This window comes from Paenibacillus sp. Root52, assembly GCF_001426865.1.
In the GTDB taxonomy this organism is placed as follows: Bacteria; Bacillota; Bacilli; order Paenibacillales; family Paenibacillaceae; genus Paenibacillus.
On record NZ_LMFO01000012.1, the window covers coordinates 61,520 to 84,972 of the forward strand.

The 23,453-nt window shown below is 38.6% G+C and carries 33 protein-coding genes and 1 pseudogene; all 34 read left to right on the forward strand.

Translation table 11 applies throughout. The annotated features are described in order from the left end of the window. The first annotated feature begins 43 nt into the window (after positions 1-43). The 34 genes and pseudogenes from ASD24_RS11735 to imm48 all read left to right on the forward strand — a co-directional run bounded on the left by ASD24_RS11735 (position 44) and on the right by imm48 (position 23,418). Complete coding sequence (locus tag ASD24_RS11735; RefSeq protein WP_162248947.1) at positions 44-1,315, forward strand: pentapeptide repeat-containing protein; 1,272 nt, start codon at positions 44-46, stop codon at positions 1,313-1,315. Next, complete coding sequence (locus ASD24_RS11740; protein WP_056695784.1) at positions 1,312-1,881, forward strand: hypothetical protein; 570 nt, start codon at positions 1,312-1,314, stop codon at positions 1,879-1,881. Before ASD24_RS11735 ends, ASD24_RS11740 begins: the two co-directional genes overlap by 4 nt. Positions 1,882-1,918: 37 nt before the next feature. Then, a complete protein-coding gene (locus ASD24_RS11745; RefSeq protein WP_056695786.1) occupies positions 1,919-2,395 on the forward strand; it encodes a DUF4280 domain-containing protein in 477 nt (158 codons plus the stop codon). Between the two features lie 69 nt (positions 2,396-2,464). Beyond that, a complete protein-coding gene (locus ASD24_RS11750; RefSeq protein ID WP_056695788.1) occupies positions 2,465-5,356 on the forward strand; it encodes a DNA/RNA non-specific endonuclease in 2,892 nt (963 codons plus the stop codon). 14 nt (positions 5,357-5,370) lie between these two features. Then, complete coding sequence (locus ASD24_RS11755) at positions 5,371-5,826, forward strand: immunity protein YezG family protein (protein ID WP_056695791.1); 456 nt, start codon at positions 5,371-5,373, stop codon at positions 5,824-5,826. A gap of 228 nt (positions 5,827-6,054) precedes the next feature. After that, positions 6,055-6,420 carry a hypothetical protein gene (locus ASD24_RS11760; RefSeq protein WP_162248948.1) on the forward strand — a complete coding sequence of 122 codons (366 nt, stop codon included), beginning with the start codon at positions 6,055-6,057 and terminating at the stop codon, positions 6,418-6,420. A gap of 151 nt (positions 6,421-6,571) precedes the next feature. Then, on the forward strand, positions 6,572-6,952 hold the full coding sequence (locus tag ASD24_RS11765; protein WP_442952590.1) for a pentapeptide repeat-containing protein: 381 nt from the start codon (positions 6,572-6,574) through the stop codon (positions 6,950-6,952). Continuing rightward, positions 6,934-7,140: pseudogene (locus ASD24_RS31505) on the forward strand (pentapeptide repeat-containing protein); the annotation flags it as partial. The gene ASD24_RS11765 and the pseudogene ASD24_RS31505, both read left to right, overlap by 19 nt. A 49-nt stretch (positions 7,141-7,189) precedes the next feature. Next, positions 7,190-7,606 (forward strand): tetratricopeptide repeat protein, encoded by a 417-nt coding sequence (locus ASD24_RS11770; RefSeq protein WP_056695800.1) that lies wholly within the window; start codon positions 7,190-7,192, stop codon positions 7,604-7,606. Between the two features lie 11 nt (positions 7,607-7,617). After that, the gene (locus ASD24_RS11775; protein ID WP_056695802.1) at positions 7,618-8,040 is read left to right on the forward strand and encodes a hypothetical protein; all 423 of its coding nucleotides are present in this window, start codon (positions 7,618-7,620) and stop codon (positions 8,038-8,040) included. 538 nt (positions 8,041-8,578) lie between these two features. Continuing rightward, entirely contained in the window at positions 8,579-9,175 is a 597-nt protein-coding gene (locus ASD24_RS11780; RefSeq protein WP_056695806.1) for a hypothetical protein, read from the forward strand. Between the two features lie 185 nt (positions 9,176-9,360). Then, positions 9,361-9,957: a pentapeptide repeat-containing protein gene (locus ASD24_RS11785; protein ID WP_056695808.1), complete on the forward strand. Its 597-nt coding sequence runs from the start codon at positions 9,361-9,363 to the stop codon at positions 9,955-9,957. Positions 9,958-10,114: 157 nt separating this feature from the next. Further along, on the forward strand, positions 10,115-10,783 hold the full coding sequence (locus ASD24_RS31010; protein WP_056695809.1) for a hypothetical protein: 669 nt from the start codon (positions 10,115-10,117) through the stop codon (positions 10,781-10,783). A 30-nt stretch (positions 10,784-10,813) separates the two neighbouring features. After that, positions 10,814-11,041 (forward strand): hypothetical protein, encoded by a 228-nt coding sequence (locus ASD24_RS31015; protein ID WP_235540534.1) that lies wholly within the window; start codon positions 10,814-10,816, stop codon positions 11,039-11,041. 36 nt (positions 11,042-11,077) lie between these two features. Next, positions 11,078-11,857 carry a hypothetical protein gene (locus ASD24_RS11795; RefSeq protein ID WP_200956150.1) on the forward strand — a complete coding sequence of 260 codons (780 nt, stop codon included), beginning with the start codon at positions 11,078-11,080 and terminating at the stop codon, positions 11,855-11,857. 9 nt (positions 11,858-11,866) lie between these two features. Beyond that, positions 11,867-12,139 carry a hypothetical protein gene (locus ASD24_RS11800; RefSeq protein WP_056695810.1) on the forward strand — a complete coding sequence of 91 codons (273 nt, stop codon included), beginning with the start codon at positions 11,867-11,869 and terminating at the stop codon, positions 12,137-12,139. Positions 12,140-12,168: 29 nt separating this feature from the next. Further along, entirely contained in the window at positions 12,169-12,585 is a 417-nt protein-coding gene (locus ASD24_RS11805) for a hypothetical protein (protein WP_056695812.1), read from the forward strand. A gap of 160 nt (positions 12,586-12,745) precedes the next feature. Continuing rightward, entirely contained in the window at positions 12,746-12,976 is a 231-nt protein-coding gene (locus tag ASD24_RS11810; RefSeq protein WP_056695813.1) for a hypothetical protein, read from the forward strand. Between the two features lie 247 nt (positions 12,977-13,223). After that, a complete protein-coding gene (locus tag ASD24_RS11815) occupies positions 13,224-13,595 on the forward strand; it encodes a hypothetical protein (protein ID WP_056695818.1) in 372 nt (123 codons plus the stop codon). Continuing rightward, positions 13,579-14,256 (forward strand): SMI1/KNR4 family protein, encoded by a 678-nt coding sequence (locus ASD24_RS11820; protein ID WP_056695822.1) that lies wholly within the window; start codon positions 13,579-13,581, stop codon positions 14,254-14,256. Before ASD24_RS11815 ends, ASD24_RS11820 begins: the two co-directional genes overlap by 17 nt. Positions 14,257-14,288: 32 nt before the next feature. Then, positions 14,289-14,783, forward strand: coding sequence for an SMI1/KNR4 family protein (locus ASD24_RS11825; protein ID WP_056695824.1), 495 nt, complete (start codon positions 14,289-14,291; stop codon positions 14,781-14,783). A gap of 261 nt (positions 14,784-15,044) precedes the next feature. Continuing rightward, on the forward strand, positions 15,045-15,533 hold the full coding sequence (locus ASD24_RS11830; protein ID WP_056695827.1) for an antitoxin YezG family protein: 489 nt from the start codon (positions 15,045-15,047) through the stop codon (positions 15,531-15,533). Between the two features lie 266 nt (positions 15,534-15,799). Beyond that, positions 15,800-16,396 carry a hypothetical protein gene (locus ASD24_RS31020; RefSeq protein WP_056695829.1) on the forward strand — a complete coding sequence of 199 codons (597 nt, stop codon included), beginning with the start codon at positions 15,800-15,802 and terminating at the stop codon, positions 16,394-16,396. Between the two features lie 7 nt (positions 16,397-16,403). Beyond that, complete coding sequence (locus ASD24_RS31025) at positions 16,404-16,667, forward strand: hypothetical protein (RefSeq protein WP_235540536.1); 264 nt, start codon at positions 16,404-16,406, stop codon at positions 16,665-16,667. A gap of 17 nt (positions 16,668-16,684) precedes the next feature. Next, positions 16,685-17,662, forward strand: coding sequence for a hypothetical protein (locus ASD24_RS11845; protein WP_056695832.1), 978 nt, complete (start codon positions 16,685-16,687; stop codon positions 17,660-17,662). A 17-nt stretch (positions 17,663-17,679) separates the two neighbouring features. Beyond that, positions 17,680-18,135 (forward strand): DUF6630 family protein, encoded by a 456-nt coding sequence (locus ASD24_RS11850; RefSeq protein WP_056695835.1) that lies wholly within the window; start codon positions 17,680-17,682, stop codon positions 18,133-18,135. A gap of 213 nt (positions 18,136-18,348) precedes the next feature. Continuing rightward, on the forward strand, positions 18,349-18,792 hold the full coding sequence (locus ASD24_RS11855; RefSeq protein ID WP_056695838.1) for an SMI1/KNR4 family protein: 444 nt from the start codon (positions 18,349-18,351) through the stop codon (positions 18,790-18,792). 230 nt (positions 18,793-19,022) lie between these two features. Continuing rightward, the gene (locus tag ASD24_RS11860; protein ID WP_056695841.1) at positions 19,023-19,526 is read left to right on the forward strand and encodes a hypothetical protein; all 504 of its coding nucleotides are present in this window, start codon (positions 19,023-19,025) and stop codon (positions 19,524-19,526) included. An 82-nt stretch (positions 19,527-19,608) separates the two neighbouring features. After that, a complete protein-coding gene (locus ASD24_RS11865) occupies positions 19,609-20,118 on the forward strand; it encodes a hypothetical protein (protein ID WP_056695843.1) in 510 nt (169 codons plus the stop codon). Between the two features lie 68 nt (positions 20,119-20,186). Further along, on the forward strand, positions 20,187-20,654 hold the full coding sequence (locus ASD24_RS29940) for a hypothetical protein (RefSeq protein WP_082560379.1): 468 nt from the start codon (positions 20,187-20,189) through the stop codon (positions 20,652-20,654). 28 nt (positions 20,655-20,682) lie between these two features. Continuing rightward, the gene (locus ASD24_RS11875; protein WP_056695846.1) at positions 20,683-21,159 is read left to right on the forward strand and encodes a hypothetical protein; all 477 of its coding nucleotides are present in this window, start codon (positions 20,683-20,685) and stop codon (positions 21,157-21,159) included. 144 nt (positions 21,160-21,303) lie between these two features. Beyond that, positions 21,304-21,885, forward strand: a complete 582-nt coding sequence (locus tag ASD24_RS11880; protein ID WP_056695847.1) for a hypothetical protein — start codon at positions 21,304-21,306, stop codon at positions 21,883-21,885. Between the two features lie 33 nt (positions 21,886-21,918). Next, positions 21,919-22,812, forward strand: coding sequence for a nucleotidyl transferase AbiEii/AbiGii toxin family protein (locus ASD24_RS11885; protein WP_056695850.1), 894 nt, complete (start codon positions 21,919-21,921; stop codon positions 22,810-22,812). A 171-nt stretch (positions 22,813-22,983) separates the two neighbouring features. Further along, on the forward strand, positions 22,984-23,418 hold the full coding sequence (gene imm48, locus ASD24_RS11890) for an Imm48 family immunity protein (protein ID WP_056695853.1): 435 nt from the start codon (positions 22,984-22,986) through the stop codon (positions 23,416-23,418). Positions 23,419-23,453: the final 35 nt, after the last annotated feature.

A 23,453-nucleotide genomic window follows, 5' to 3' on the forward strand; every position in this document is an offset into this window, starting at 1 on the left:
ATCTGACAACGAATTAATAACATCCAAGGAAGAGGGGATGCTCGTGACTACTGCGCTTGAGCAGTTCAAGCAAGAGATCGTAATACCTCTGCGGAATCGTGTGATGCTGCAATGGGAGCAGGTCTATCAGCAGAATCGCGAACGACTGAAAGAAGAATTTATTCGGCATTTTGCCAAGCAGTGTCAGTTGGTACTGGGCATGCAGAACATCGGTGAACATGGAGCGGTGGGACACTTCACGTATTCCCTACTTCGAACACAATTGCTAGAAGGGAAGGCTCTCTACATGACCGAAGCTGCGGACGAAACGTGGTTATTCGATCCTTCTCCTATTGAGGGAGCTTACGATGCTTCATGGGCGTTTGGCTACCTGGATATTATGCTGGCTTGCTGGAAGGAGGAATTGGAGCGACCGGGATCTTCCTATACAGGCTCCATTGCACAACCAGAACTGGAACGCTTGTTATTACGAGAAGCAGAGCATGGACATGCTTATGTAACTCATCTGATCCACCAAGCGATGCCGGAGGCAGTGCAATACGAAACATTTATTAATCTAGAGAAGTGTCCTGCTATTGAAGTACGTGTAGGTGAATATTTGGATGTCAGTGAGTCGGTATACAAAACAGATGCTGAACCTGCGGATGAAGCCGAGATTCGAAAGTGGCTTGCTGAAAGAACAGAAGAAGTCTATGGCTATGCAGCCTTAGAACATCTGGATCTGGCCGGAGGAGACTACAGTGGAATGGATTTCCGTTTCTCAGCGTTTCGCGATGTTGCGTTTGGCGGGAGTCAATTCGAAAATAGCAATCTGGTAAACACGGTGTGGGAACAATGTGACTTAACGGACACTCGCTGGAATGGCAGCCAGATGTACGGCGCTCGGTTCCGAAACTGCAGGATGGTTGGCGCTCTATTTCATGGAATTGAAGCAAGGCAGGGGATGCCTAATCCAGAGATCTGGGATGCACCTGGTTTCAACCCAGTTTCCTTTGCAGGGGCGGATCTAAGAGAAGCTGACTTTATACTGGCAGATCTTCAAGGAGCTGATTTTAGAAAAGCATCGTTTGAAAACACCGTGTTTGGCGTATGCAATTTGGCTGATACGGATTTTCGAGGGACAGATGTATCTAAAGTGGATTTCACAGGTTCCTGTTTGGACAGAGCGCAAATGGATTTTGGAACTTCTTGCCGCATTCTGGATCGCCCGGTAGTACGGATACGAGAAGGAATAGATCATATGGCTGGCACAATGGATGAACAGTTAGCGCAATTATTGGAGAAGAGTTCAGGGCGAGGAGGAAAGCTCGTATGAGGCACGATTGGTTCCAAGTCATGCAGGATACACGTGTAACAGGAGCGATTGAGCCCATGGGAGTCAAAGGTATTATTCAGCCTGAGTGGATGAGAGGCAAGCAATTAAATGAACTCGAACAATCGAATTTACAGTTTACCATCCGTCCGAATCGAAGGCCTGTAGCTGTAGATCTGATTGAACGCCCATATCCATTGTGGTCGGATGAGCTTAAACGCCTGTTACATACCTTTGCCCCGCGTCTCATGTTTCGTTTGGTTGGATTGATGGACATGGAAAGACAGCAATTGCATCCGTATTGGTTCATGGTGCCTCCACGTCTGAACGCTCTATCTCGAAGCAGTACCTTTGACAATAGTGGCAAGTTAAATGTGCTTCAAGTTGATGCGGATCAATTAAGCAGCACATCTTGGCCCATTATTTATGTGGCGGATGAACGATTGCAAGAAACAGTGATGTTGGTGAATCTTGCTCTGGCTGAAGCAATATTACGGAGGGAATTTACTGGTTTGCGGTTGCAACGTGTGAATCAGGTTGAAGGGGAGAACCGTTTACTGAGTCTATAAAATCATCTGGGTGAAACCCAGCGGAGGAGGAAAATCAATGGCTGAAGCGATTGGAGCGACGAGACCGGATGTGGTGGATGAAGGGGCTGGAGGCCCAACGTATGTTGTGGCCGGAGCGATCTTAAGTTGTTCTTGTGGTACACAGTTGAATCGATTGAAAATACCTTACAGCCATGGCGTGCATCTAAAGGAGAAAGCACAACTGAACGTGGCTGATGCAACACCGATGATTCACATCATGCCGTTTGGTAACTGTACCAGCCAATTGAATCCTGTCGTTCAGACAGGTGAATTCGATATTGAAGGTGTCCAGAAGGCACCCTGTATTCCTTCCATCTCTACTCCTTGGATGGAGGGCAAAACAGATGTGCTCATTGAGAATGAACCTGCACTGTTAAGTACCTGCATGAATATGTGTCTCCACGGAGGCTACATCCAGATTGAAGATGATGGTCAAGAGCTTGGAGGGTCTTCCATAGGCGGCACAACCGGGTTTGGCGGTAACATCAGGTAATGAACATCTTAGAGCTATAGCTGAGACCTTTTTTCCGTGTGCTGACATTGCTAGGAAAGAAGTGAGACGATGAGTGTAGTGGAAGCGGCAGTGGGTATGGGGAATATCCGATGTATATCTCCATACACGTTGCAGAACATACAACATTTGCGGATCGAGCGGAGTGCAGGAGAACATGCTCGCTTGTATTTGCAAGGCATTATTCCAGAAGAGCATCAGGATCAAGATCTGAACCGGCTCGCCAAAGATGAGACCGTGTCGTTGGTGGAGATCGGAGAACAGGGGCAGGAAGTTCGCAAGCTGTTCCAAGGACTTGTACTGGATGTCAGCATCCGCCGAGTACAAGGGATATACATATTGGAGCTAGAGGCAGTGTCTTACTCATATCTGCTAGACATTGAACCTCGTATTCGTTCGTTCCAGAACAAGGATCAGGACTGTGAAGACGTCATTCGGCAGGTATTGAAGGTTTATCCGAAATCAGATGTCATAGATTATGTGAGTGGAAGCTCGAAACTAGGAGCTTTGACGCTGCAATATCGAGAGACGGATTGGGCTTTCTTACGCCGACTCGCGTCACGGTTCGGCGCAGCGATCATTCCGGAAATATCAGCTGACTCTCCTAAACTGTATATTGGCGTGCCAGATGGTCGGTATACGGAACTGCCAGATCAAGCGTATACGCTAAGGCGAGATATGAAGGCGTTGAAAGAAGCTTGGTCGGTAGGTGCTACGGGGGTAACGGAGAAAGACTTCACGAGTTATATGATAGATACCCATCGCTGGTTGGCGCTTGGAGATACTGTGCTCTTCCACGAGGAGGAGCTGAAAGTAGCCGCTTGTGTAAGCCAAACGGTAGGAGGGTTGCTTCGACATACGGTTACGCTTAGTCCAGAAAGTGGAATTCGGCAAAATGAAATCAGGAACGATGACATTGCCGGAGCAGCACTAGAAGGCAAAATTATTGGTGTTACCAAAGACACGGTAAAAGTCCATCTGGATGTGGATGCCTCCCAATCGGAAGCGGAAGCAAGCTGGATGCCTTATTCGGCTGTATATGCCGGAGATGGCGGTGGATTCTACAGCATGCCAGAATCCGGCTCAGCTGTTCAAGTGTATTTTGCTAGTGGTCAAGAGAGTGACGCATTCGCGATGGGCTCTGTGCGTCGGGGCAGTCAGCCTTCTCCCAAGACCGCAGATCCAGCAACGAAGAGCTGGGGAACGAATTATGGCAAAGAAATGAAAATGACGGATTCGGAAATGTCTCTCATTGCGACAGAAGGCAGTCTATTCATTACACTGGACGGCGGCGGGGTCACCATTCAGAGTAATAGCGGAATTGTAGCAGCCGGTGGGCAGGAGATTACGCTTGAGAGCGAGAAGAAGATAGGGATTGAGGCACAGGAAACTATTTTCCTACAGTGCGGAGACAGCAGTATGATTCTGGATGGCATGACCGACCTGAAGGGCAGTGAAGTGCTGCTCGATGGCCTAATCAAAATGCCTGTAACCGTGGAGGATCTTGAGCCAGTACCAGAAGCGCCATTTGTGTCTGAGGTACAAGTGGAAGAGGAACCCGAAGAGGAGAAGAAGGGCTTCTGGGGAAAAGTGCTGGATGTGACTCAGACCGTACTGGATGTTGTCGGTCTGATTCCGGTGGTCGGTGAGGTCGCAGACCTTGCCAATGCAGCCATCTATGCGGCTCAAGGAGACTATACCAACGCGGCGTTGTCCGCTGCCGCGGCGATCCCGTTCGTAGGCTGGGCAGCAACGGGTGCCAAGTTTGCCATCAAAGGCGCTAAGCTAGTCAAAAAAGCGGGCAAAGTGGTCGACAGTGTCGTAGGTGCAGCCACAAAGATTGCGGATAAGGCGGGTCAAGTTGCGAAGGCCATCGGTGATCTCGCCAATAAAGCTGGCGATGCGATCTCGGGTGCACTCGGTAAAGTCATGACCAAGGCGAAGGGACTTGCCAGTAACTTCAGTCCAGCAGATCTAGCGAACAAACTCAAAGGCAAGCTGGATGCTCTGATGATGAAGTCGCCAATGCTTGGGAACGGACTAAAAATGGCGGGTGGCATGGCCAAAGGCTTCATGCAGAATCTACTCATGAGTGAAGCGATGAACTATGGCTTGGAGCAACTAAGCCAATACGTCGATTCGGATACGATGACTAAAGCCATGATTCTAATGAGTATGCTAAGTGGCAAGTCCAAGAAGAATCAGAACCAAGGGATTACTTCCAATAATAAAGGTTCTGGTGATAAGGATAAGAGCAAGAAAGATAAGGATTCAGGTAACAAGGATAAGGATAAGTCGAAAGACAAAACCAAGGATGAACCAAACAAACCTAAACCGAAGGATCAGGAAACGGACAAATCTAAAGGGAAAACGGGAGATAATCCGAAGGATTCGTCGTCATCAGACTCTAAGAAGGATAAAGATGCTACTGATGGGACGGGGAAAGAAAACTCAACAAGTAAAGATAAAACAATGGTTGGTGAAAATGAACAATATACAAATGGAAGGAAAAATAGGTTGAAGCCTAATATTAGGTATAAAACAGGTGAGTATGATTACTTTTATGAAACGGATGGTAAAGGTAGAATTACTAAATTTGAAACAGATAGTTTACAATTAACTAAGAGAACTGAAAGGTTATCTCACAGCAGAAATACACCAGGTAAAATAAAAGGACAAGACGAAGCAGGGCACTTAGCAGGTGATAGATTTGGAGGTTCACCAAAAGTTGATAATTTGGTGTCACAATTGTCAGATGTCAATCAGAAAAAATTTAAGAAACTTGAAAATAAATGGGCTGACGCTCTAAAGGAGAAACCGCCTAAGAAGGTAACCGTTGATGTTGAGATAGTTTATTTAGGAAATAATCTGAGGCCAGATAAATTTATAGTGAAATACACTATTGATGGTAAGCCAGGAAGTGCAGAATTTAAAAATTACTAAGGGAGTGTGTGAGTATGAAAGAATTTGAAGAACGGTTTAGTGAATTTCAGGCAGATATGATTGATATATGTATGGAGTATGTTGAAGATCGAACAGATAAAGTTTATATCTACGCTTCATGTGAAGAAGGTATGATATCGAGTAGTTTCTTTTATATGATTAATAACAAGTATGTAGAGTGTCATAAGGTAAATGATGCATTGGAAGATGCGGACAAAAGTTATGATGTGACTACAGAACGACAGTTTATGGTGTTAAGAATTATAAATGAAAATATTGAAAATATTGAAAAATTGTGCAATGAATATGAAGTGGAGATGCCAACAGAGATGAAATTAATATATGATGCTACGAATGGCAAGTTTCAGGCTGAATACAAATATGATTTAGTGCATACAAATGATGAATTAAAAACAGCTGATGACTTTGCTGATGAATGGTTTGAAGAAATTAAAAGTAAACATTTATGAGTTTAATTCAGTGTGATTTTCGATAAATTGGTATACCATGATTCGCTTAAATTCAGACATACTTTTGTAAGTGTGACACTGTTACAAATTATAACAATTCAATGAACAACCACAATATGAGCTATCTGCCTATACTGTGGTTTTTTTGTTGAATTAGTTAGAATATGTCGACCTACCTTTGGGGTGGCCCATTTATTCTGGCAGTCCAATCTTACATGGTCTAATGAAATGGAAAAAGTCCATAATTGGATATATATGATAGAAGAACCAGTGCCGGTAAAGTTTTTCCCCAACGGGCTCTTAGGGCCTGGGATGCAGACGTATTTTGACGGATTTGTACTTGATATGTTTGGTAGGGACTTTCTGATGAAAGCACCGTGTCTAGTTAAAGAAATGGATTGGGGAGGTATTCGGCTGGATCTAATAGATAAACCGTGGGAAGCGGAACTAGGTGAATTATTGGAAAATTGGATGAAGGTGATTGATTACCTAAATTCATCCAATGTGGTGGCAACCCCTGTTTTCAGCGAAGATCGTGATTGGGTTGATTTTAGACCTTCTGAAAAATGGGATGTTTTCTTGAAAAATAATTGATAGGCGGGATACCACGATGAGTAATTCTTTGGATGAAATAAAGAAGGAGATCCAAACTGCTATTATGAATGAAGAAATCTTAGATGGTTTAGAAATTGCAGAAATAGATCTATCATTCTCAGACTTTTCATATTTAAAAGCTGATCGGATCATGGCAGTGAAGACGAATCTTCGTGCTTCAAACTTAAATGGAATCTCGTTAAGAGATTTTGACTGGAAGGAAAGTAATTTGGAACAAGTTAGTTTAGAAGACGCAGATATCGCAGACTGTTTTTTTAGTGAAGTGAACTTTATGAAATCCAACTTATGCAATGCTCAAATAAAAATAAGTTCATGTTTTAAAGTATGTTTTGACGAAGTAGATTTGACAGAGGGGAATCTTACAGGTACTTCGTTTACATTGTCTACATTTAAGCTTGCTGATCTTACAGGTGGTCAAGCCGATGAAGCTGTTTTTGATGAGAGCGATTTAACGGGAGCAATCTTAAACGAGGGAGATTTACGAGTTCAGATTTCATACAAGCCAATCTAACCAAAGTTACTGCTATTAATACGGATTTTCGTGGTGCTAATTTTAGTGAAGCAAACTTATCTTGGGGTAATTTCACAAATGCAAACTTTGAAGGAGCAATCCTAAAGGGTGTTCAGTGGAAGGGGGCAGTTATTGAGAATGCAACGTTTGACGAAAGTGTGAAAGTAGAGGTAGAGAAATTACTTTAGTGTAGTGTTACAGGGGTGTATACACTTTTTTACTTAGGAGGTATGAATAGTGGATATAAACGAAAAAGTATATGACTTAATTGTGCATTTATGTAAAGAAGGCGATAAGCATGTTGAAAACGGGCAAACTTCTAAAGCGATTGAAAGCTATTCAACTGCACTTGATTTAGTTCCGTTACCAAAGACTGATTGGGAAACGAGCACGTGGATTTACACAACATTAGGAGATACTTATTTTTATTCTGGCAACTATGAGATGGCGAAGAACAATTTATATAATGCTTTGAACTGTCCGGATGGAAGTACAAATCCATTTATCTTACTGAGACTTGGAGAGAGTTTGTTTGAGTGTGGGGAGCTCGAGAAAGCTAAGGAGTATTTGTTAAGAGCCTACATGTTAGAAGGATACAAAATTTTTTTTAACGAAGATGATAAATATATTGGATCAATTTTAGATATGATTTAGGAGGAAGATAAATGGCTACTTTACTACCGCAAATCAAGGAGAAATTTGAAATTATTATTAATGAAAGTAATGAAAAATTCAAGAATGCTAACTACGATGAATCCATTTTTTTGTTAGAAGAGGCATGGGACTTAATCCCTTCACCAAAAGGTCTTTACTCTGAAGAAAGCTATCATTTGGTAAAGGATATTATTGATACTTGTTTTATAAAAAACGACTTTAAAAAAGCAAAAGAATGGGCAGATAAAATATTTCTTACCGGATTTGATCGTATAGATTCCGGCGGTAAGGAATTCATTTCAGGAAAAGTTGCTTTTGAATTAGGAGATTTAGAGACAGCAAAAGAATTTTTTAGAATTGCCAATGACAAATCCGAAGGTAGATGTTTTGGAAGTCCAAAGAATGCTAAATATCTTAAGTTCTTTAAGAGTTAAGGTTTATTGCAGTAATAAGCTAAAGTTTTATGTGTAAATTCATGAAAGACACTATTAGCACTCCACAACATGGATCTTTCGTCCTTGTTGTGGTTCTTTAATATTCAATACTATATGTCGAACGTTACACAGACTTACAGACGGTAACATCTTAAATGCTTCAACCGCCTACTGAGTAAGTAAGTTATTATAAATAGATTCTTTATAGCGAAAGCATATAACGTTAGTTTTTTTAGAAGGATTTACAGCATGTAACGCAACAACCTTTATTAGCTTCACAGTTTGCTTGAAGTATGAGCACGCATGAGCTTTTTGAAAGTTTATTGTTCATTGAATTGATAGTATATCTGTATCTCGGATTGATAATTGGAAAGTTGATGTTTGAACAAGGTTTGTCTATTAGGTTGGAAAATAAAAGAGGGGTATACATACATAGCTAAGAGAAACGTTTCTTTGGAGGAGTACAGATTCTCAATTTATCTTTAAGGAGGAGTTTAATCTGAAAAATGAATTAAAAGCGGAATTTTTCCTAATTAGAATGTTTCCTACTGTAGCTATTAAAGGCGAGACTCTTAACAGAGTATTAGATGTTTTTGAATCTAGTGAGTATTTTAAGCCAACTCTATGGGGAAACAGTGAAAAGTCCAAATATCAGTATGATCGAGGTACTCTTATCAATGAAGCTTCTTCGGATCAGATGCTTTCCGAGATATATCTACGAAGAAATAAGTCCAACAAGTTTGAGGGTAGATTCTCAACAGAATTGAGTCCAAGATCTTTTTTGAATTTTAAATTTGATAGTAAGATAGTTCCTTCTCAGTGGTCGCATATATTTGATTTATCAGATAAACTTGCAGAAATTATTAAGCCAAGCTACGGGATAGCACATGTTTTCTGGCCAATACCAGAAGAAGTGGACATTGAATATAAAAAAACTTTCTTGTTAATGGATTATTGTGCCCAGCCTACTCCGGTAGACTTTGTACAAAGTGGGCCAGCTGGAGTTGCCATGAGGACATACTTTAGTGGCGAAGTTAAGGATTTATTCGGGGAATATTTTATGCAGAATACACCAGCAATTGTATCTAAAACTTTATGGGGCGGCATACGTATTGATTTACATGAGGATCCTTGAAAAACCGATATTTCTCAAGTTCTTTATAATTTCAAGGAAGTAATGGGGTATCTTGAACAAAAATCGATATTGGCTATACCGGAATATGATGAGCAGCTTAGAGGTATTACATTTAGTCCAAGTATAGTCTGGAAAAATCGAAAGAAATGAATTTATAGGAGAACCAGAGGAGGGATTAAAAAGATATGAGTGTAAGGGAGCAGGTACTGACTATAATTCAAAAAGCAATTAAACATAATGAGAAAGTAGATAATTTGGACATTAAGGGGCTTGATTTATCTTTCTTAGATCTATCAGGATTAATAGCTGATCGATTAAGTGGTCAAAAAACAAATTTTAATGCAGCTTTACTTAGTAATGCATCTTTTAGAGATTGCAATTTTGATGAAGCGTGTTTTCAAGACTCTAACTTGCAAGAAGCAGATATAGCCGATTGCTTTTTTTACAAAACACAATTCCAGAATGCTCGTATGAATAAGGCTAAATTAGCTATTAGTTTTTGTTCAGAAGCTTGCTTTGATGGAGTTGATTTATCTGATAGCACTTTAGTTGGAACTTCATTTGATAACGCATCATTTATCAATGCTATTTTAAAGCGTACTGATGCCAAAAGTGTAGTATTCATAGGGGCTGATCTTACGGGGGCAGATTTAAGTAATGGAGATTTTGAAGAGGCTGACTTTACTGACGCTAAGCTTGATGGGGTTAATTGGAAAGGTGCAAATATTTATGGAGCGATTTTTAATGAGAGCATTAGAAATAAAATTATTACTTTAATATAATGAATAAAAATGTAATTCGAGAAAGTACACTTAACTCAATGTAATCTTTATATATGATGTTAAGAAATAAATTAAAGTAGGTCTACTCCTTATAGGAATAGACCTATTTCAATTCTGTGGCTCTGTAGTAGGGAACAAAAACTTAAAAGTCGCGAAAATGGCGGGCGGCATGGCCAAAGGCTTCATGCAAAATCTGCTCATGAGTGAAGCGATGAACTATGGCTTGGAGCAACTAAGCCAATACGTCGATTCGGATACAATGACTAAAGCCTTGATTCTAATGAGTATGCTATGTGGCAAGTCTAAGAAGAATCAGAACCAAGGGATTACTTCCAATAATAAAGGTTCGGGGGATTCAGTAAATTCCAAATCTTCTGGGGGTAAGAAAGATACAAAAGATGGAGATTCTTCAAGAAATGGGCCTGATAAATTAAATAAAAATGGATTGACAACTGAGCAAGAGAAACACTTTCGTAATAAAATTGATGCAGCAGAAGCGCGTGGTGACAAAAATGCAGCCGTTGATGCAAGATATGAGCGTCATATACAGAAACAAAAAAATCTTGGTAAGAAACCATTGCCACGAGACAAATGGGATGCAGCTTATAAGAATTTAAAAAACAGTAGTCAACGTGGAGCAGCAGAAGAAGTTAAAGGTAGAAAGGCTTTAGAAGACCAACTTGGAAGAAAAATAGAAAATAACAATGAGGCACTAGTTATTGAGTACAAATCATCAGAAGGGGTAGATACCAGACCAGATAGTATAGGGCGAAATAAGGAAGGGGCAATCGATTTAGTTCACGATCATAAACATAAAACAGGTTGAGAGGATCAAGTTGTTTATAATAACGATCAAATGCGTGCTCAACGTGAGATGATAGAAGATAAAGTTAATGGTCGTCATATTGAAACAGTTTCTAGTGATTTACCTGATTTGAAAGGAGTTCCTCCAAAACCAAGACCAAGCGGCCCATTAGGGCAACAAAGTGATGTTTACTATAGTGATCCCAATACTGGTAAAACAACACATCAATGGATATCTGACCCTGATTTAATTAGATGGGGTTACTGGAAGAAACTTTGAATCTAAAGAATAAATAATAAGGTGGCAGGAATAATAGTGAAACCAAATTTGTTCAACATATTAATGTATCCAACCGTCGATTTAAGAGAGAAAATGATTTTAGATCATTTATTGCGAACTTTTGAATGCAAGGAACACTTTATTCCGACTATTTGGGGGAATAGTGAGACCACTCGTGCAATTTATAATCGTGATGAAATTATACAAAAAGCGACTTATGATATGCCGCAAATAGCAGAGGTACATCTTCGACGTGATAAAATGACCAAATATTCAGGTTACTTTGATTTGCATGCTAACTTACGATCTTTTCTAAATTTTTCGTTTGATAAATCTATGAATAGAAAGTATTGGGGAGATTTTTTTGAGTTAGCAGATCAAATTGCTGAAATAGTAAAGCCACGTTACGGAGTAACTCACATATCTTGGAGAGCAGTAACTCCATGGCATACCGAAAAGGAAAGAATTCATAAATGGATGAATTTAAGTTCATATCCTGTGCCAGTAAAGTTTCTTCCTAATGGACCTCTAGGTCTGGGAATGAGAACTTTCTTAAGTGGAGATATATTAGAGATGTTTGGTAAGAATGTCATTATAAATACCCCAGCCTATATTAAAGAATTAAGTTGGGGAGGAATAAGAATTGATCTTGTCGACGATCCTTGGGAGTCTGATTTAGAGCATCTGTTAGAACGATGGTTAGAAGTTATGGAATATTTAAATAAAGCTGAAGTGATTGCTGTTCCAAATTTTGAAGATAACATGGGAGTTACTTTTAATCCGAACAGCAAGTGGAAAGAGTATTTAAGGAAGTAGATCATATCATTGTGCAATGAAGGCGATGTTCATGCAGAAGAAGAGGAACTGAATCAAGCTGTACATAGATATTTAACTGTTTTGAATTTGGTGCCTGTTCCTAAGCACGTGTGGGAAGCAAGTACATGTATATATACTACATTAGGTGATGCATATTTTGACCATGGAGAGAGTTTAGCAGAATGTAGAGAAACTAATAGAGCAAAGGAATATCTTTTAAAAACTTATATGTTAGAAGGGTATGTGATTTTCTCAGAAGAAATGAAAAATACTATGAGTTGATTAAAGACTCATTCGAAGGAGTGTAGACAATGGCTCAATTAGAAGCAACTATTAAAGCAAAATTCGAATCAATAATTAATGAGAGTAATGAACAATTTCATAATGGTAAGCAAAAAGAATCTATTGTATTACTTGAAGAGGCATGGGAGCTAATACCAGAACCAAAAGGAATCTATAGTGAAAGTTATCATTTGGTAGAGGATATAATTGATACATTATTTCTTTTGCAAGTTTTCAATAAAGCATATGAATGGTCAAAAAAAATATTTATTACAGGTTTCATGCGTTTCGATACAGGAACAAAAGAATTTATTTCGGCAAAAGCAGCTTTTGAATTAGGAAAATTTGATCTAGCCAGAGATTTTTTTAATTTTGCATTTAAAAAGTCTGAAGGCAGATGCTTTGAAGATGAGGATCCTAAATATCTTGAGTTTTTTAAAAGTTAAAAAAATTTTTAGTTTGAATTTAGATATTTTAAGTCTAATAAAGACAATTGGTGTTAGTCATCACATCAACATTCTCTGGTTATTTTATTAATCGGAGAATATTTTTTTAAAATTAAGTAGTGAAATTTATGCAGCACGAGGAGACTATACCAATGCGGCGTTGTCCGCTACCGCGGCGATCCCGTTCGTAGGCTGGGCAGCAACGGGTGCCAAGTTTGCCATCAAAGGCGCCAAGCTAGTTAAAAAAGCGGGCAAAGTGGTCGACAGTGTCGTAGGTGCAGCCACAAAGATTGCAGATAAGGCAGGTCAAGTTGCGAAGGCAATCGGTGATCTCGCCAATAAAGCTGGCGATGCGATCACGGGTGCACTCGGTAAAGTCATGAAAGGATAAGGATAAGGATAAACCGAAAGACAAAGATAAGACGAAGGACAAAGATAAGACAAAAAAATCGTCAACATCAGATTCCAAGAAGGATAATGATGGTACTGATGGCACGAGTAAAGGTAAGCCATCGAAGCCTAGAAAGAAGCCTGCTGGAAGGCTTCCTAGAATTGGAGGTAAATGTGAAGGAGAGCCAGGGAACGGCAGTTGGTATTCTGATCATCCTGATGTCAAGTCAGTCACTGATGGAGAACCAGTGGTATTTAAAGATGGAAGGCCTGATTTCTCGCCTTGGAAGGAATTTGAAATTGAATTTAAACCCGGTGAACTAAATGGTACCCAAAAAGACTTTGATTTAGTTTACGAAAAGCTTGTTGAGATGGGAATGGCTAAAAATAAAGCGCAAGCGAAAAAACTGTTAAAAGATGAATTAGAATTAACACCGGATCACTTTAGTGAGACAGTCATTCAAATGATTCTCTCAAAAATACATGGAAATGTTCCGCATAAAGGTTCGGCGTCTGATATGAGAAATAAAGCAGATGCTATAGATCAAACCACTAAAGAAAAAGACATAAAAGAAGATACAAAAAAAGGAGGAGCTCCAAAAGATGACGATGATGGATGAGTTATTTAATGAAATGGAGGCACGACTAACTAAACTAGGTATGTCGACAATGGGTGACAACAAAGTTGATAAGGGAAAAGTTGAGAATATTGAAAAAAAATATGTGATATCTTTACCAGAATTATATAAACATTTTCTGTTGAGTTACGAAGAAGTTGAATTCGAGCAAGAAATTCAATTTAAAACTATTGAAAACACGCCATGGTCTCATGGTGATGGCTTTGAGTCGTTAGCTTCATTTTTTGTTACTTCAGATGGAACAAATAAACTAGAAAAAAAAATTGAACAATATTATGAACGAATTCCAACATCGATTTTTCCAATTGCTGATGATTCAGCAGGAAATCTAATATGTATTGGAGTTAAAGATGACGAATATCGAGGAAGAATTTACTTTTGGGATCACGAAAATGAATTGGTTGCAAAGGTGATGTTGGACGAAGATTTGAAAGATGTATCAAGCATTGATAATTATTGGGATAATGTTTATTTAATCGCGGAATCTTTTATTGATTTTATTAGAAGCCTAGAGATGAAAAATGATAGTATCGTAGAGGATATTAACTCTAAAATCATTGGCATTAATATGAGTAGTAACTTTATGGAGAAAATGAGGTTAGCAAGAGAAAAATTAGAAGCAAAAGAAAAACGTAAAAAATAAATGTTCCTGCATACAAAGAGAGGTAATGAATCATGAAGAATAATAAGTTATTTATTGAGAGTCCATTTCCTGAGTTGAATTCGAAAGACATTGAATTGTTTGAAGCAGAGTATGGTATTTCTTTACCAGATGATTATAAGCAATTTTTAATATCTCATAATGGTGGGAAAACTGGTTCACGCAGAAGATTCACTACAAACGATGATACTCGACAGGGAGAAGTAGAATCTTCAATTTTGGTTTTCTACCCTTTGACAAATGAAACAACAGAAAACTTAGAAGGGAAATATGAGTTATATACAAGCGCAGGAGTATTGAAAAAGGGTTTTTTACCAATTGGAGAGACGCCAAGAAGTAATTTAGTATGTATGGGCGTTGTTGATGAAGGAAATGGATATATCTATCACATAGATTTAGGATACGATGATTACTTAAATAAAAAGCTTGAGTTAGAACCAGAGAACATTCGATTAATCGCAAGGAGTTTTACTGATTTTATTAACGGATTGTTTGTATCAGAATCTTGAGTACTAGTGTCCTTTTAAATTATAGAATTATACTGAGGCAATTAATGATGGGTTCATAGCTATCTGTACAATATTTTTTTAACACGTGTAAAGTCCTACTACTATCAACAGATAATTCACTCCAAACAAAAGCTCATTCCTACTCATAGTAAAGTTGGAATGAGCTTATAAAAGTTATCACCTTATATCTTAGTGAGAAGGGACACTGGTACTCGGTAAAGGCATCGAAGTAACAATAAAAAATAAAAGCGGGGGCAAATAATGGAGGAAACACTGAATCATTTATATCGACAGATCGCTGAGACGGTTAATGAAATGATACCGGAGGGTTGGAAAAAGTTTTATTTTTATGCTCAGGTTTCTGACGATGGTGGAGGAACTTACTTTTACTACCAACCAGAAACAGAGCCTGATAGGTATGAACATAGTCTTGAGATTCCTTTTAAATACCAAGTAAACGAAAGAGAATTCAAATTAAATAAAAGAAAACTCCTGTCATTAGCAGAAGAATTGAGAGAATTATTTCAAGAAGAAGGGCAAGAATTATGGTATTCTTTTACGTTAATTTTGGATATATCCGGGAGTTTAAAAGTACACTTTGACTATACAAATTGGTTTGATACCAATTACAGCTTTAGTGACCAACTTATAATTTGGAAGTATAAATATTTAAAAGAATATCCTCAAGACGTGGATTTACAAAACCTAATAGCTAGATACACTGAGGAATTTCCTGATAATCCAATTTAAGTTAGTATCTTTGGTATAGAGCTTTAAAATGGTATGAATTAGTTGTTGCTTCATTTAATTAGATTTTTCCTTCATAAGAAAATCAGAGAAGTCAACAAGTTGAAAATTCCAAAGGTTATGGTTAATAAAACCTTTACCCCACGACTGCGAATGAAAAAAATTAGGCAGGCTCTGGTTAGAATACGGGAGCCTGCCTCTTATAATTGATAGAAACTAGGGTTTGTTGTACATAGTTAATAGAAACGTACTCTAAGATAGTGCAAGTCATGACCAAGGCGAAGGGACTTGCCAGTAACTTCAGTCCAGCAGATCTAGCGAACAAGCTCAAAGGCAAGCTGGATGCTCTGATGATGAAGTCGCCGAAGCTTGCGAACGCGCTCACGAAAGCAACTGATTTCACACATGGTCTGATGGCAGATTTGATGTCGGATGCGATGTTCTCTGCCGCAATAGATATGCTTGGTAATTATGCGGATTCGAATATATTATTGTCGGCCATGATGATTGTGGGTAGCACAGGTGGTGGTGGCAAGAAAAATAAATCAAAAGGAAAAAGCCAGAAACAAATCAAAAAAGAAGTTGAAGCTTTAGATCAGGAAATTAAGAAACGAGAACGAAGTAAGCTGGCTAATAAGCTAGATACACCGGATGATATTAGTAATAAATATGATATCACCAATGTAGAAGGGTATGAGCGTAAAATAGATAATTCAAAATATTATCATCATGATAAAGGTGACTTTGGAGAAGAAGTAGCCAAACAAATTGCTAAGGATAACAATTTAGGCAAAGATATTTCAGATTTATTCCAAGTTGGCCGAAATGGAGTAGATGGGACATTTTTATCAAAAGGCCCACCCTAAATTAACGATGATTGAGGCCAAGACATCGGAATGGGGAAGCTTTTCATACTCTACAAATCAGAAGTTAGGAGGGGAAGGTTACTTCGAAAATATGTTGAAAAATAAAGATTCCAGATACTCTGATTTTAATGAAAGATACGAAAAATTGTTAAAGGAAAATCCAGGTTTGGAATTTGAGTATGTTAGAGTAGAAACAGATATTTCAAAAACAAAAGTTGGATTTGGAGTAGATATTGTGAAAGTAAAAGACTGGAGTAAAGCACTTAAATAATATTTAAGGAGAAACGAATGTTAAATTCAAAAAAACTACAATTAGCTTATAAAAGGTATGTTAAAAATTTCGCGGATAAATCAACTTTAGATAAAGTTCAGTTGAAATATGAAGAAGCTGAAAGTGAAAATACTCCAATAGTAGAAAGTCAAGATATTGGAAAAGATCATATTCTTTTAATTAATCTGTATAGAATCTCCTCCTATTGGCTATCTGTATGGAAAAATGAAATCTTAATCAACGGTAATAACAGTTCTATTGGATTAATACAAATGCAGCAAGTTACTTTATATCAATGTATGTGTAGACATATTTATAAAGATCGTTATCCGAAAATGAAATTGATCAATTATTCTTTTGAGTCCAACATAATTGCGCTAATTCACTTTAATATGTATGGATGGGCGAAGGAGGAAACATTATTCTTTAATTTTATAGAGGATTATTTTGGAGAGAACATTATGGAGGCCAATGATTGGAAACAACATATTTGGTTTTTGCTAGAGTTGTATCTACAATACACTAACAGAACGATTTTAGGAACTAGTGATCATGTTCATTTGGCTGCCAGATCAACATTAGAGGATAGGGATAAGCGTTGTGACTTGATTCCAGAGGAACTTGGTATCTATAGAGAAGTGTTGGATCGTTGGAATACACCTGATCTGGATGAGATCACACAGTTAATCGCTAAGATGTCAGATCATCATTCTACCTTGGCTTCAGATTTAGGAGAGTCACTGGAGTTTGGCGATTTCGATTACGCGTTTTACCCCTATGAAATTCTCTTCTTACTTCATGTACGAAAAAAACGAGGACTACCTAATCCGGAGCACTTTGATGATTTTCTCATGAATACACCTGAAGCCAAAATGAATATACAAGACCCTGAACCGTATCCTGAATTAGACCCACTGCTCAAAATGGTAGATGAATTCTATCGTAAGAATTACCCTGAATATATTCCTAATCAACATGGAGAACTATTTCAATAAGAGAGGAGGAATACAATATGGAAGAGGAAGATTTGGTGCCTTTGATTTTCAAAGATCCGGAAGACGTTGAACGTATCTTGAATGATCCAGAGGAGTCGCTTGCGTATTTCAGTATGCTGAACTATGGTCTGGAAACCAAAAGATTTTTGTTTTTGGATTACAAGGGAGAAGAGAGCCATGAGATCGTAAACTATATCTTAGATTACGAGTTCAATCACGACATTGAATTGGGAACCCCGGATGAACTGGAAGAGTTGGGAGAGTTCGACTACAAGTATCTTTCGGAGAAGATCAGAGAAGTTAACAAGTTGATCTCTCCAAAAGGATATGGTCTATACACCTATCCGACAACAGGTGATTTCTATGCGCTATTCATTGCTGAACTTGAACACAAGGATGCTTTAACGCAGATTGATTTATTAGGGGATGAGGACATTCCTGAAAAAGAGCGACATATACAGTATTATGTCTAATAGTGATTGATAAAAGAAGGCAGGCAGGTTCTGGTTAGAATACGGAGCCTGCCTATTCTGGTTGGTGAATAGAAGAATTACATAGTTAAAGACAATATTTTTTGAGGTGTTTATCGAATTTGCAAGGATTTGTTGACAATGTCAGGTGAAGTTCCGAATATTAAAGTTACTAGAGTTTAAATCATAGATTATTAAAATGTGGAGGAATCTAGAATGAGTTCTTTAGAAGGTAATGATATCAGAATTTTCTTGTCAAACTTAGAAGCGCAATCGATTCCAATGAAACCTTGCAACGACGATGAGATCTCAACATTGAAGAATCTAAGTCCAACCAAAGAACTCCCCTTAACTTATTTGGAATTTATGTACAAAGCGGGTAACGGGGTTGAGTTTTTGGCAGGTACAGATTATTCCATGAGGTATATATTAGAGCTAAAGGAATGGGCAGTTGAACTTTTGGGAGAAAATAATTATTCTAAGAAACTAACAGATAATCAGTTTGTATTTATGATGCATCAGGGATATATGTTCTGGTACTTTAATTTAGACGAGGGTGATGATCCGCCAGTCTTTCTTTATGATGAAAGTCTAGATTTAAGTGAATTCAAGAAAGTTAGTGATACGTTCTCTGAATTTTTAATTCAGTTGTATGACTGATACTAAATGAAAATTATGGTTTTAATAGAGATTCAATCTCTGATGATGTAGGGTTGTATTTGTTTGAATCCTTATCGAAAGAAGGGAAGTACAGAATACATCTAGATAATACTTGAGTTTACAGTGTTTATATGTACTGATTTGCAAACTTATCGCATCATATAAGTATGGTACTTAAAGAGTACTGGAAAGATTATCATAGAAAGATAAGAAGGAGAGTTTGATATTTAATGAAAGAGATTATTGTTAGTCAAGAGTTGTTGAATGAATTCGAGGATATCCGTTGGTTTAAAAATTGCGGAAAAATCGAAGCCATGGAGTTACTTTGTTCAATACAACAAGTGGAGGGTTGGGAGACAGCAGAAGAATTGGATGATAAGGAAGAATGGGAGGCGATAATCTCCAATAGTAGAGATCGTCTTGCGGAATTTATTCTGAGGAAATTAGGATATAGTGTTAGAGATTTTAATGCAGTTGTTGTTGCCGTAAGAGAGTCACAGCAGTATAAAACGGCTATTGCTACACTTAACGATGTTATTGAAGAGAAGAATATAAAAGATGAGTTTGCAGGAACAATAGCCTGGTTATTGCTTAATGCTGGTGTTGAGCGTGCGTTTGGCGAGTTTAAAGGTTGTCCAAGTTTCTTTGGACAAATGTTACTGGTTCTTAGATCAGGGCACTGTCCATGCGGATGGAACGGAAGATGGCCAAAAGGTACATTGTACATTTACTAAACTAGTTAAATCATAAAAACTTATTTCGGTTTTATAATTATAATACATGATGATTATTCCACAATAGATCGTGAGGTTCTGCATGAACAAATATATGTCTTCTGTTACCAAAAAGGTAGACTACTATTTTAGCCAACAAGAAATTGCAAATATCATTTATCTACAGGATGAAGAGGATCATGAACGATTAGACCAGGTTATTTTCCTTGAAAAAAGTGATGGTAATGTCATAGGTATGTACATCAGGGGAATGAATCCGTTAATTTCGGCGAATCGAATAGATGATGTGGATGATTTTAATTTGTACGCTACATACGAAGGACTACTGGAATGCAAAGAAAAGCTGACTTTCAAAATCGAATACATAGGTTTGGTTTTCGGTTCTCAATACAACGAATTACTGGGATTATATTTATCGAATGATGGAGCGTCTGAATCTCTATTTATGTTATTTTTGCTGGATGAAATCCTTGTAGAACAAGGATGTAGTAAGGCTTACGCAACCAGGGTGGTTGATGCACGATTTTCGGCAAATGGGTATGTTACATATATTAAAGAGAGTGAAAAAGACTGGACTCTATCTTGCATGTAGATTCGAATTGGATCAATTGAATGTTTTGTCACATAGATAAAAATTAAATGAATAAGGAGGATAACGCTATGAACAGCTTAATAATGAAACATTGGTCTGCCGAACAACGCGAGTTGCCGGGACTGAATTGTATTGCTTTCTCCAATGGGAACATCATCATGTTAAATGTTGAGACGTATTACGATCCGAATAACAATGAGCGCAGAATATACTGTTCTCCCCTCTGTGATACCACGATTGAGAGTGTGGAGAAATATAACGCTGACTGCTGGACTATGGTTGACCCATGGACGAGTATTAATTATCAAGGTGGGAAGATCTATGGCGGGGACGGGCAAATGGGAAATGAAGGCTACATTGCTTGCACAGATGCAGACGACAATTTGGTGTGGGGAATCTTTCTTGATGCAACCAATCCTATTAAACAGTTAAGTATTCAAGATACAACATTAACAGCCATTAACGAACACGAAGATATGAGAATTGAAATTTGTTTGCATAATCTTGTGAATATTCAAATTTCATATCTTAAATAAGTACTAACTTAGATTAGGAGATTGGGTTATGAATTCGCAACTTAAAAGGACTATAGATCAAGTTAAAGCAGTGTTGATGCAGGATCATGATAGTGTAGTGTATGGTCAACTACATTCAGGTCTAGCATACACCCTACCTTCAGATTGTCCTCACATGAGACCATATTATGATTTTCTTGGAATGAGTAATGGTGCCCGCTGTGGTGTGATTGATCTATGGTCATATGAAGAACTGGACAAGAAGCAATATCGTCTGACCAATTGGGTGAATGATGTGCGTGAGTGGCTTGAGGTTGGGCAAATATTGTATGAGCCGTTAGTGATCAACCGAAAATCGGGTTTGCTTTACGTTCTGAAAGAAGAAGAGCACATAAAAGGAGAAGAAAACATAGGGGATTGGAATGGCTTCCTATTTAACTATGTGTTTGGAGACAAGTACAATAGTATTGCTACGGGTGTGGATGATTGGTGGCTACTTCTGAAGAGACTTCAATATGTTTTTTAGTCAGGAAATGAAAAAAACTGAAATAAATCTAGCGAAATACCGATGTATAATTTAGGAAGTTTCCCAGAGAATTGTGAGCGAATTAGTACACCTAACATCTTCGCAACGATCCTAACATCATAAGAAACGACAGGGAGTGAGCACATGGAATTTGAGTTTCATATTACAGTGAATGATCTAAGTCTTGAAGAAAAGGCGAGTTTTATTGAACGTTGCCAGATAGAGCAGGTTAAACCAGTGATGATTGTGTTAGATCATGGCGATTATATTCATCAACCGATGATTACAGGCGTAATACATAGTACGAATTTTGATGAAGTACACGGTACCATTAAACAGATGGCTGCACGCTTCCAACATAGCGGCTTTACGGTCGTGCGAACCAAGATAGAGGTTCCAGCGAAGGAAGAGACGTACTTTCATGAGCGGATGGTAGCTAACTCCACCCCCTATTTCGAATGGCACGGTAAAGTGAACGTAGATGATGTGAATCAATTAAAAGAACTATGCGAAGGTAACGGTGGACATATTTCAAGAAACTCGCTTAATGCAAATGGCAAAATACGATTTGTAACGGTCCGAGAATATAACAGCTCTGAACAGTTCTGCAACACAGTGAAGCAGATACATCATATCTTGCAACACAACGGAATCGAGCTCATCAAGGAACAGTACGAATTATGTGTCTATGACAGCAGAGAAGAACTGGATCGTGGCTGGATTTAATCACACATACATATAGGGAAAGAAGGAATTAAGATGCCTGAAGTGAAGCATTTACACCAGTTCAACTGGGGAGAGAAATTAATTATTGCGTTAGAGGCACTGCTACGAAGAGCATCTCATGTAGGTATGCCATTTGTATTGAAAGGCAGTTTGTTAACGAGACAATATTTAAGCAACCGAGATATTCGGGATGCGGAGGATATCGACTTTTTGTATATGGGTAAAGTCGAAGATGATCAGCAGGCCAAGAAACTTTTTACCGACTGGATGATCCAGGTCACGGAGCTTGATCTGAACGATGGTGTCATGTTTAGAAGTTTTCGCGAGAACGCCTTTTGGCGCAGAATTGATTACGCGATGGCGGATGACTTTCCAACGATTAATACCGATCTAGCTTATTATTTCACAAGTGAACCTAGACAGGAAGATACCTATGAAGAGGAGTTATTTCTCGATATTTCATTTAATCTGGATATGGAGGTTGCGCCGATCCCACTCACGTACCAACCGCTTATGGGAGAGCCTTTTGTCGTTCCGTACACTGTTCCATTATCGGTTCAAGTTGCGTGGAAGCTGCATCAGACGATTGTTAGACCCCGGTTCAAAGACTTATACGATCTGAGCTTCCTGTTAACGCATCCCACGTATGACAAGCAGACACTGCAACAAACGTTACAGGCACTAGTCAACGAATGTCATATCGATCCATCCATAACAGATGCAGCGATCAAGAAGGTGTTGGTGGATGATCTAGTTGATCTAAGAGTAGAGTTATCCGAGTATGATCTGCGAGATTATGCGGGAAGTCTGAACACAGACTATTATTATTCAGAGTTTGCGACGAAGCTGCGTGAGATCATGAACCAGGCGGGTATTAACATTCATGCTTACGAAAATCTTCCTAGCCCTACCATTCATAAAAAATAGTTAATTGCTCGAGATATGAAATGAACCTTGTTCGCCCTTGGCCTTTTATTCCAGTTCATAGCATCTATTGAGCATATTGATAGATTTGAACTGAGCGCCCTATCTCGTTACAATAGGGGCAAGTGATTCATAGAATGGATCCAAACTGGTTCAGAAATGGAGAATTACCCTATGACTGATTTTATTAACGCTGATGATATTAATGATGTAATTTTGGCTGCTGCGGCAAATGAGCTAGAGGAGATGGTGAATCGAATCTGCGAACTGATTGGCACGCCGTTGGAGCAGACGACAGAACTCGAACGACAAGTTATTGCTGCTTTTGGATTCGGCGCTGTATATGGCATCACTCATCGGGATCAGCTTCGAGAGCCGCAGGCGCATGCCCTAAGTATTCGAATGCTGATTAAGCCGTTTCTTTATAGTGAACAACAAGCAGTAGACTTTGCCGATGACCTCATTCGAGTGGCTTCAGATCGTGAGGCTCATCCAGTCATGAATACGATTATTCATCGTGGCATTGATGGACACTACCAATTTACACAGGATGATAATGAGGGACTTGCACGGAATATACAAGAGATTTTAACGGCTGTACGCTCCTAACGGTGGTATTTTACATCGGAAGCCTAAGCTAGCCC

Bases quoted from the DNA above. Each gene is read 5' to 3' on its own strand.
- imm48 (WP_056695853.1), top strand. From the start codon at position 22,984: ATGACTGATTTTATTAACGCTGATGATATTAATGATGTAATTTTGGCT.
- ASD24_RS11820 (WP_056695822.1), top strand. From the start codon at position 13,579: ATGACGATGATGGATGAGTTATTTAATGAAATGGAGGCACGACTAACT.
- ASD24_RS11845 (WP_056695832.1), top strand. From the start codon at position 16,685: ATGTTAAATTCAAAAAAACTACAATTAGCTTATAAAAGGTATGTTAAA.
- ASD24_RS11825 (WP_056695824.1), top strand. From the start codon at position 14,289: ATGAAGAATAATAAGTTATTTATTGAGAGTCCATTTCCTGAGTTGAAT.
- ASD24_RS31015 (WP_235540534.1), top strand. From the start codon at position 10,814: ATGCGTGCTCAACGTGAGATGATAGAAGATAAAGTTAATGGTCGTCAT.
- ASD24_RS11750 (WP_056695788.1), top strand. From the start codon at position 2,465: ATGAGTGTAGTGGAAGCGGCAGTGGGTATGGGGAATATCCGATGTATA.
- ASD24_RS31020 (WP_056695829.1), top strand. From the start codon at position 15,800: ATGACCAAGGCGAAGGGACTTGCCAGTAACTTCAGTCCAGCAGATCTA.
- ASD24_RS11830 (WP_056695827.1), top strand. From the start codon at position 15,045: ATGGAGGAAACACTGAATCATTTATATCGACAGATCGCTGAGACGGTT.
- ASD24_RS11755 (WP_056695791.1), top strand. From the start codon at position 5,371: ATGAAAGAATTTGAAGAACGGTTTAGTGAATTTCAGGCAGATATGATT.
- ASD24_RS11765 (WP_442952590.1), top strand. From the start codon at position 6,572: ATGGCAGTGAAGACGAATCTTCGTGCTTCAAACTTAAATGGAATCTCG.
- ASD24_RS11780 (WP_056695806.1), top strand. From the start codon at position 8,579: ATGTTTCCTACTGTAGCTATTAAAGGCGAGACTCTTAACAGAGTATTA.
- ASD24_RS11760 (WP_162248948.1), top strand. From the start codon at position 6,055: ATGGAAAAAGTCCATAATTGGATATATATGATAGAAGAACCAGTGCCG.
- ASD24_RS11860 (WP_056695841.1), top strand. From the start codon at position 19,023: ATGAAAGAGATTATTGTTAGTCAAGAGTTGTTGAATGAATTCGAGGAT.
- ASD24_RS29940 (WP_082560379.1), top strand. From the start codon at position 20,187: ATGAACAGCTTAATAATGAAACATTGGTCTGCCGAACAACGCGAGTTG.
- ASD24_RS11880 (WP_056695847.1), top strand. From the start codon at position 21,304: ATGGAATTTGAGTTTCATATTACAGTGAATGATCTAAGTCTTGAAGAA.
- ASD24_RS31025 (WP_235540536.1), top strand. From the start codon at position 16,404: ATGATTGAGGCCAAGACATCGGAATGGGGAAGCTTTTCATACTCTACA.
- ASD24_RS11805 (WP_056695812.1), top strand. From the start codon at position 12,169: ATGGCTCAATTAGAAGCAACTATTAAAGCAAAATTCGAATCAATAATT.
- ASD24_RS11740 (WP_056695784.1), top strand. From the start codon at position 1,312: ATGAGGCACGATTGGTTCCAAGTCATGCAGGATACACGTGTAACAGGA.
- ASD24_RS11775 (WP_056695802.1), top strand. From the start codon at position 7,618: ATGGCTACTTTACTACCGCAAATCAAGGAGAAATTTGAAATTATTATT.
- ASD24_RS11865 (WP_056695843.1), top strand. From the start codon at position 19,609: ATGAACAAATATATGTCTTCTGTTACCAAAAAGGTAGACTACTATTTT.
- ASD24_RS31010 (WP_056695809.1), top strand. From the start codon at position 10,115: ATGGCGGGCGGCATGGCCAAAGGCTTCATGCAAAATCTGCTCATGAGT.
- ASD24_RS11745 (WP_056695786.1), top strand. From the start codon at position 1,919: ATGGCTGAAGCGATTGGAGCGACGAGACCGGATGTGGTGGATGAAGGG.
- ASD24_RS11885 (WP_056695850.1), top strand. From the start codon at position 21,919: ATGCCTGAAGTGAAGCATTTACACCAGTTCAACTGGGGAGAGAAATTA.
- ASD24_RS11875 (WP_056695846.1), top strand. From the start codon at position 20,683: ATGAATTCGCAACTTAAAAGGACTATAGATCAAGTTAAAGCAGTGTTG.
- ASD24_RS11785 (WP_056695808.1), top strand. From the start codon at position 9,361: ATGAGTGTAAGGGAGCAGGTACTGACTATAATTCAAAAAGCAATTAAA.
- ASD24_RS11855 (WP_056695838.1), top strand. From the start codon at position 18,349: ATGAGTTCTTTAGAAGGTAATGATATCAGAATTTTCTTGTCAAACTTA.
- ASD24_RS11850 (WP_056695835.1), top strand. From the start codon at position 17,680: ATGGAAGAGGAAGATTTGGTGCCTTTGATTTTCAAAGATCCGGAAGAC.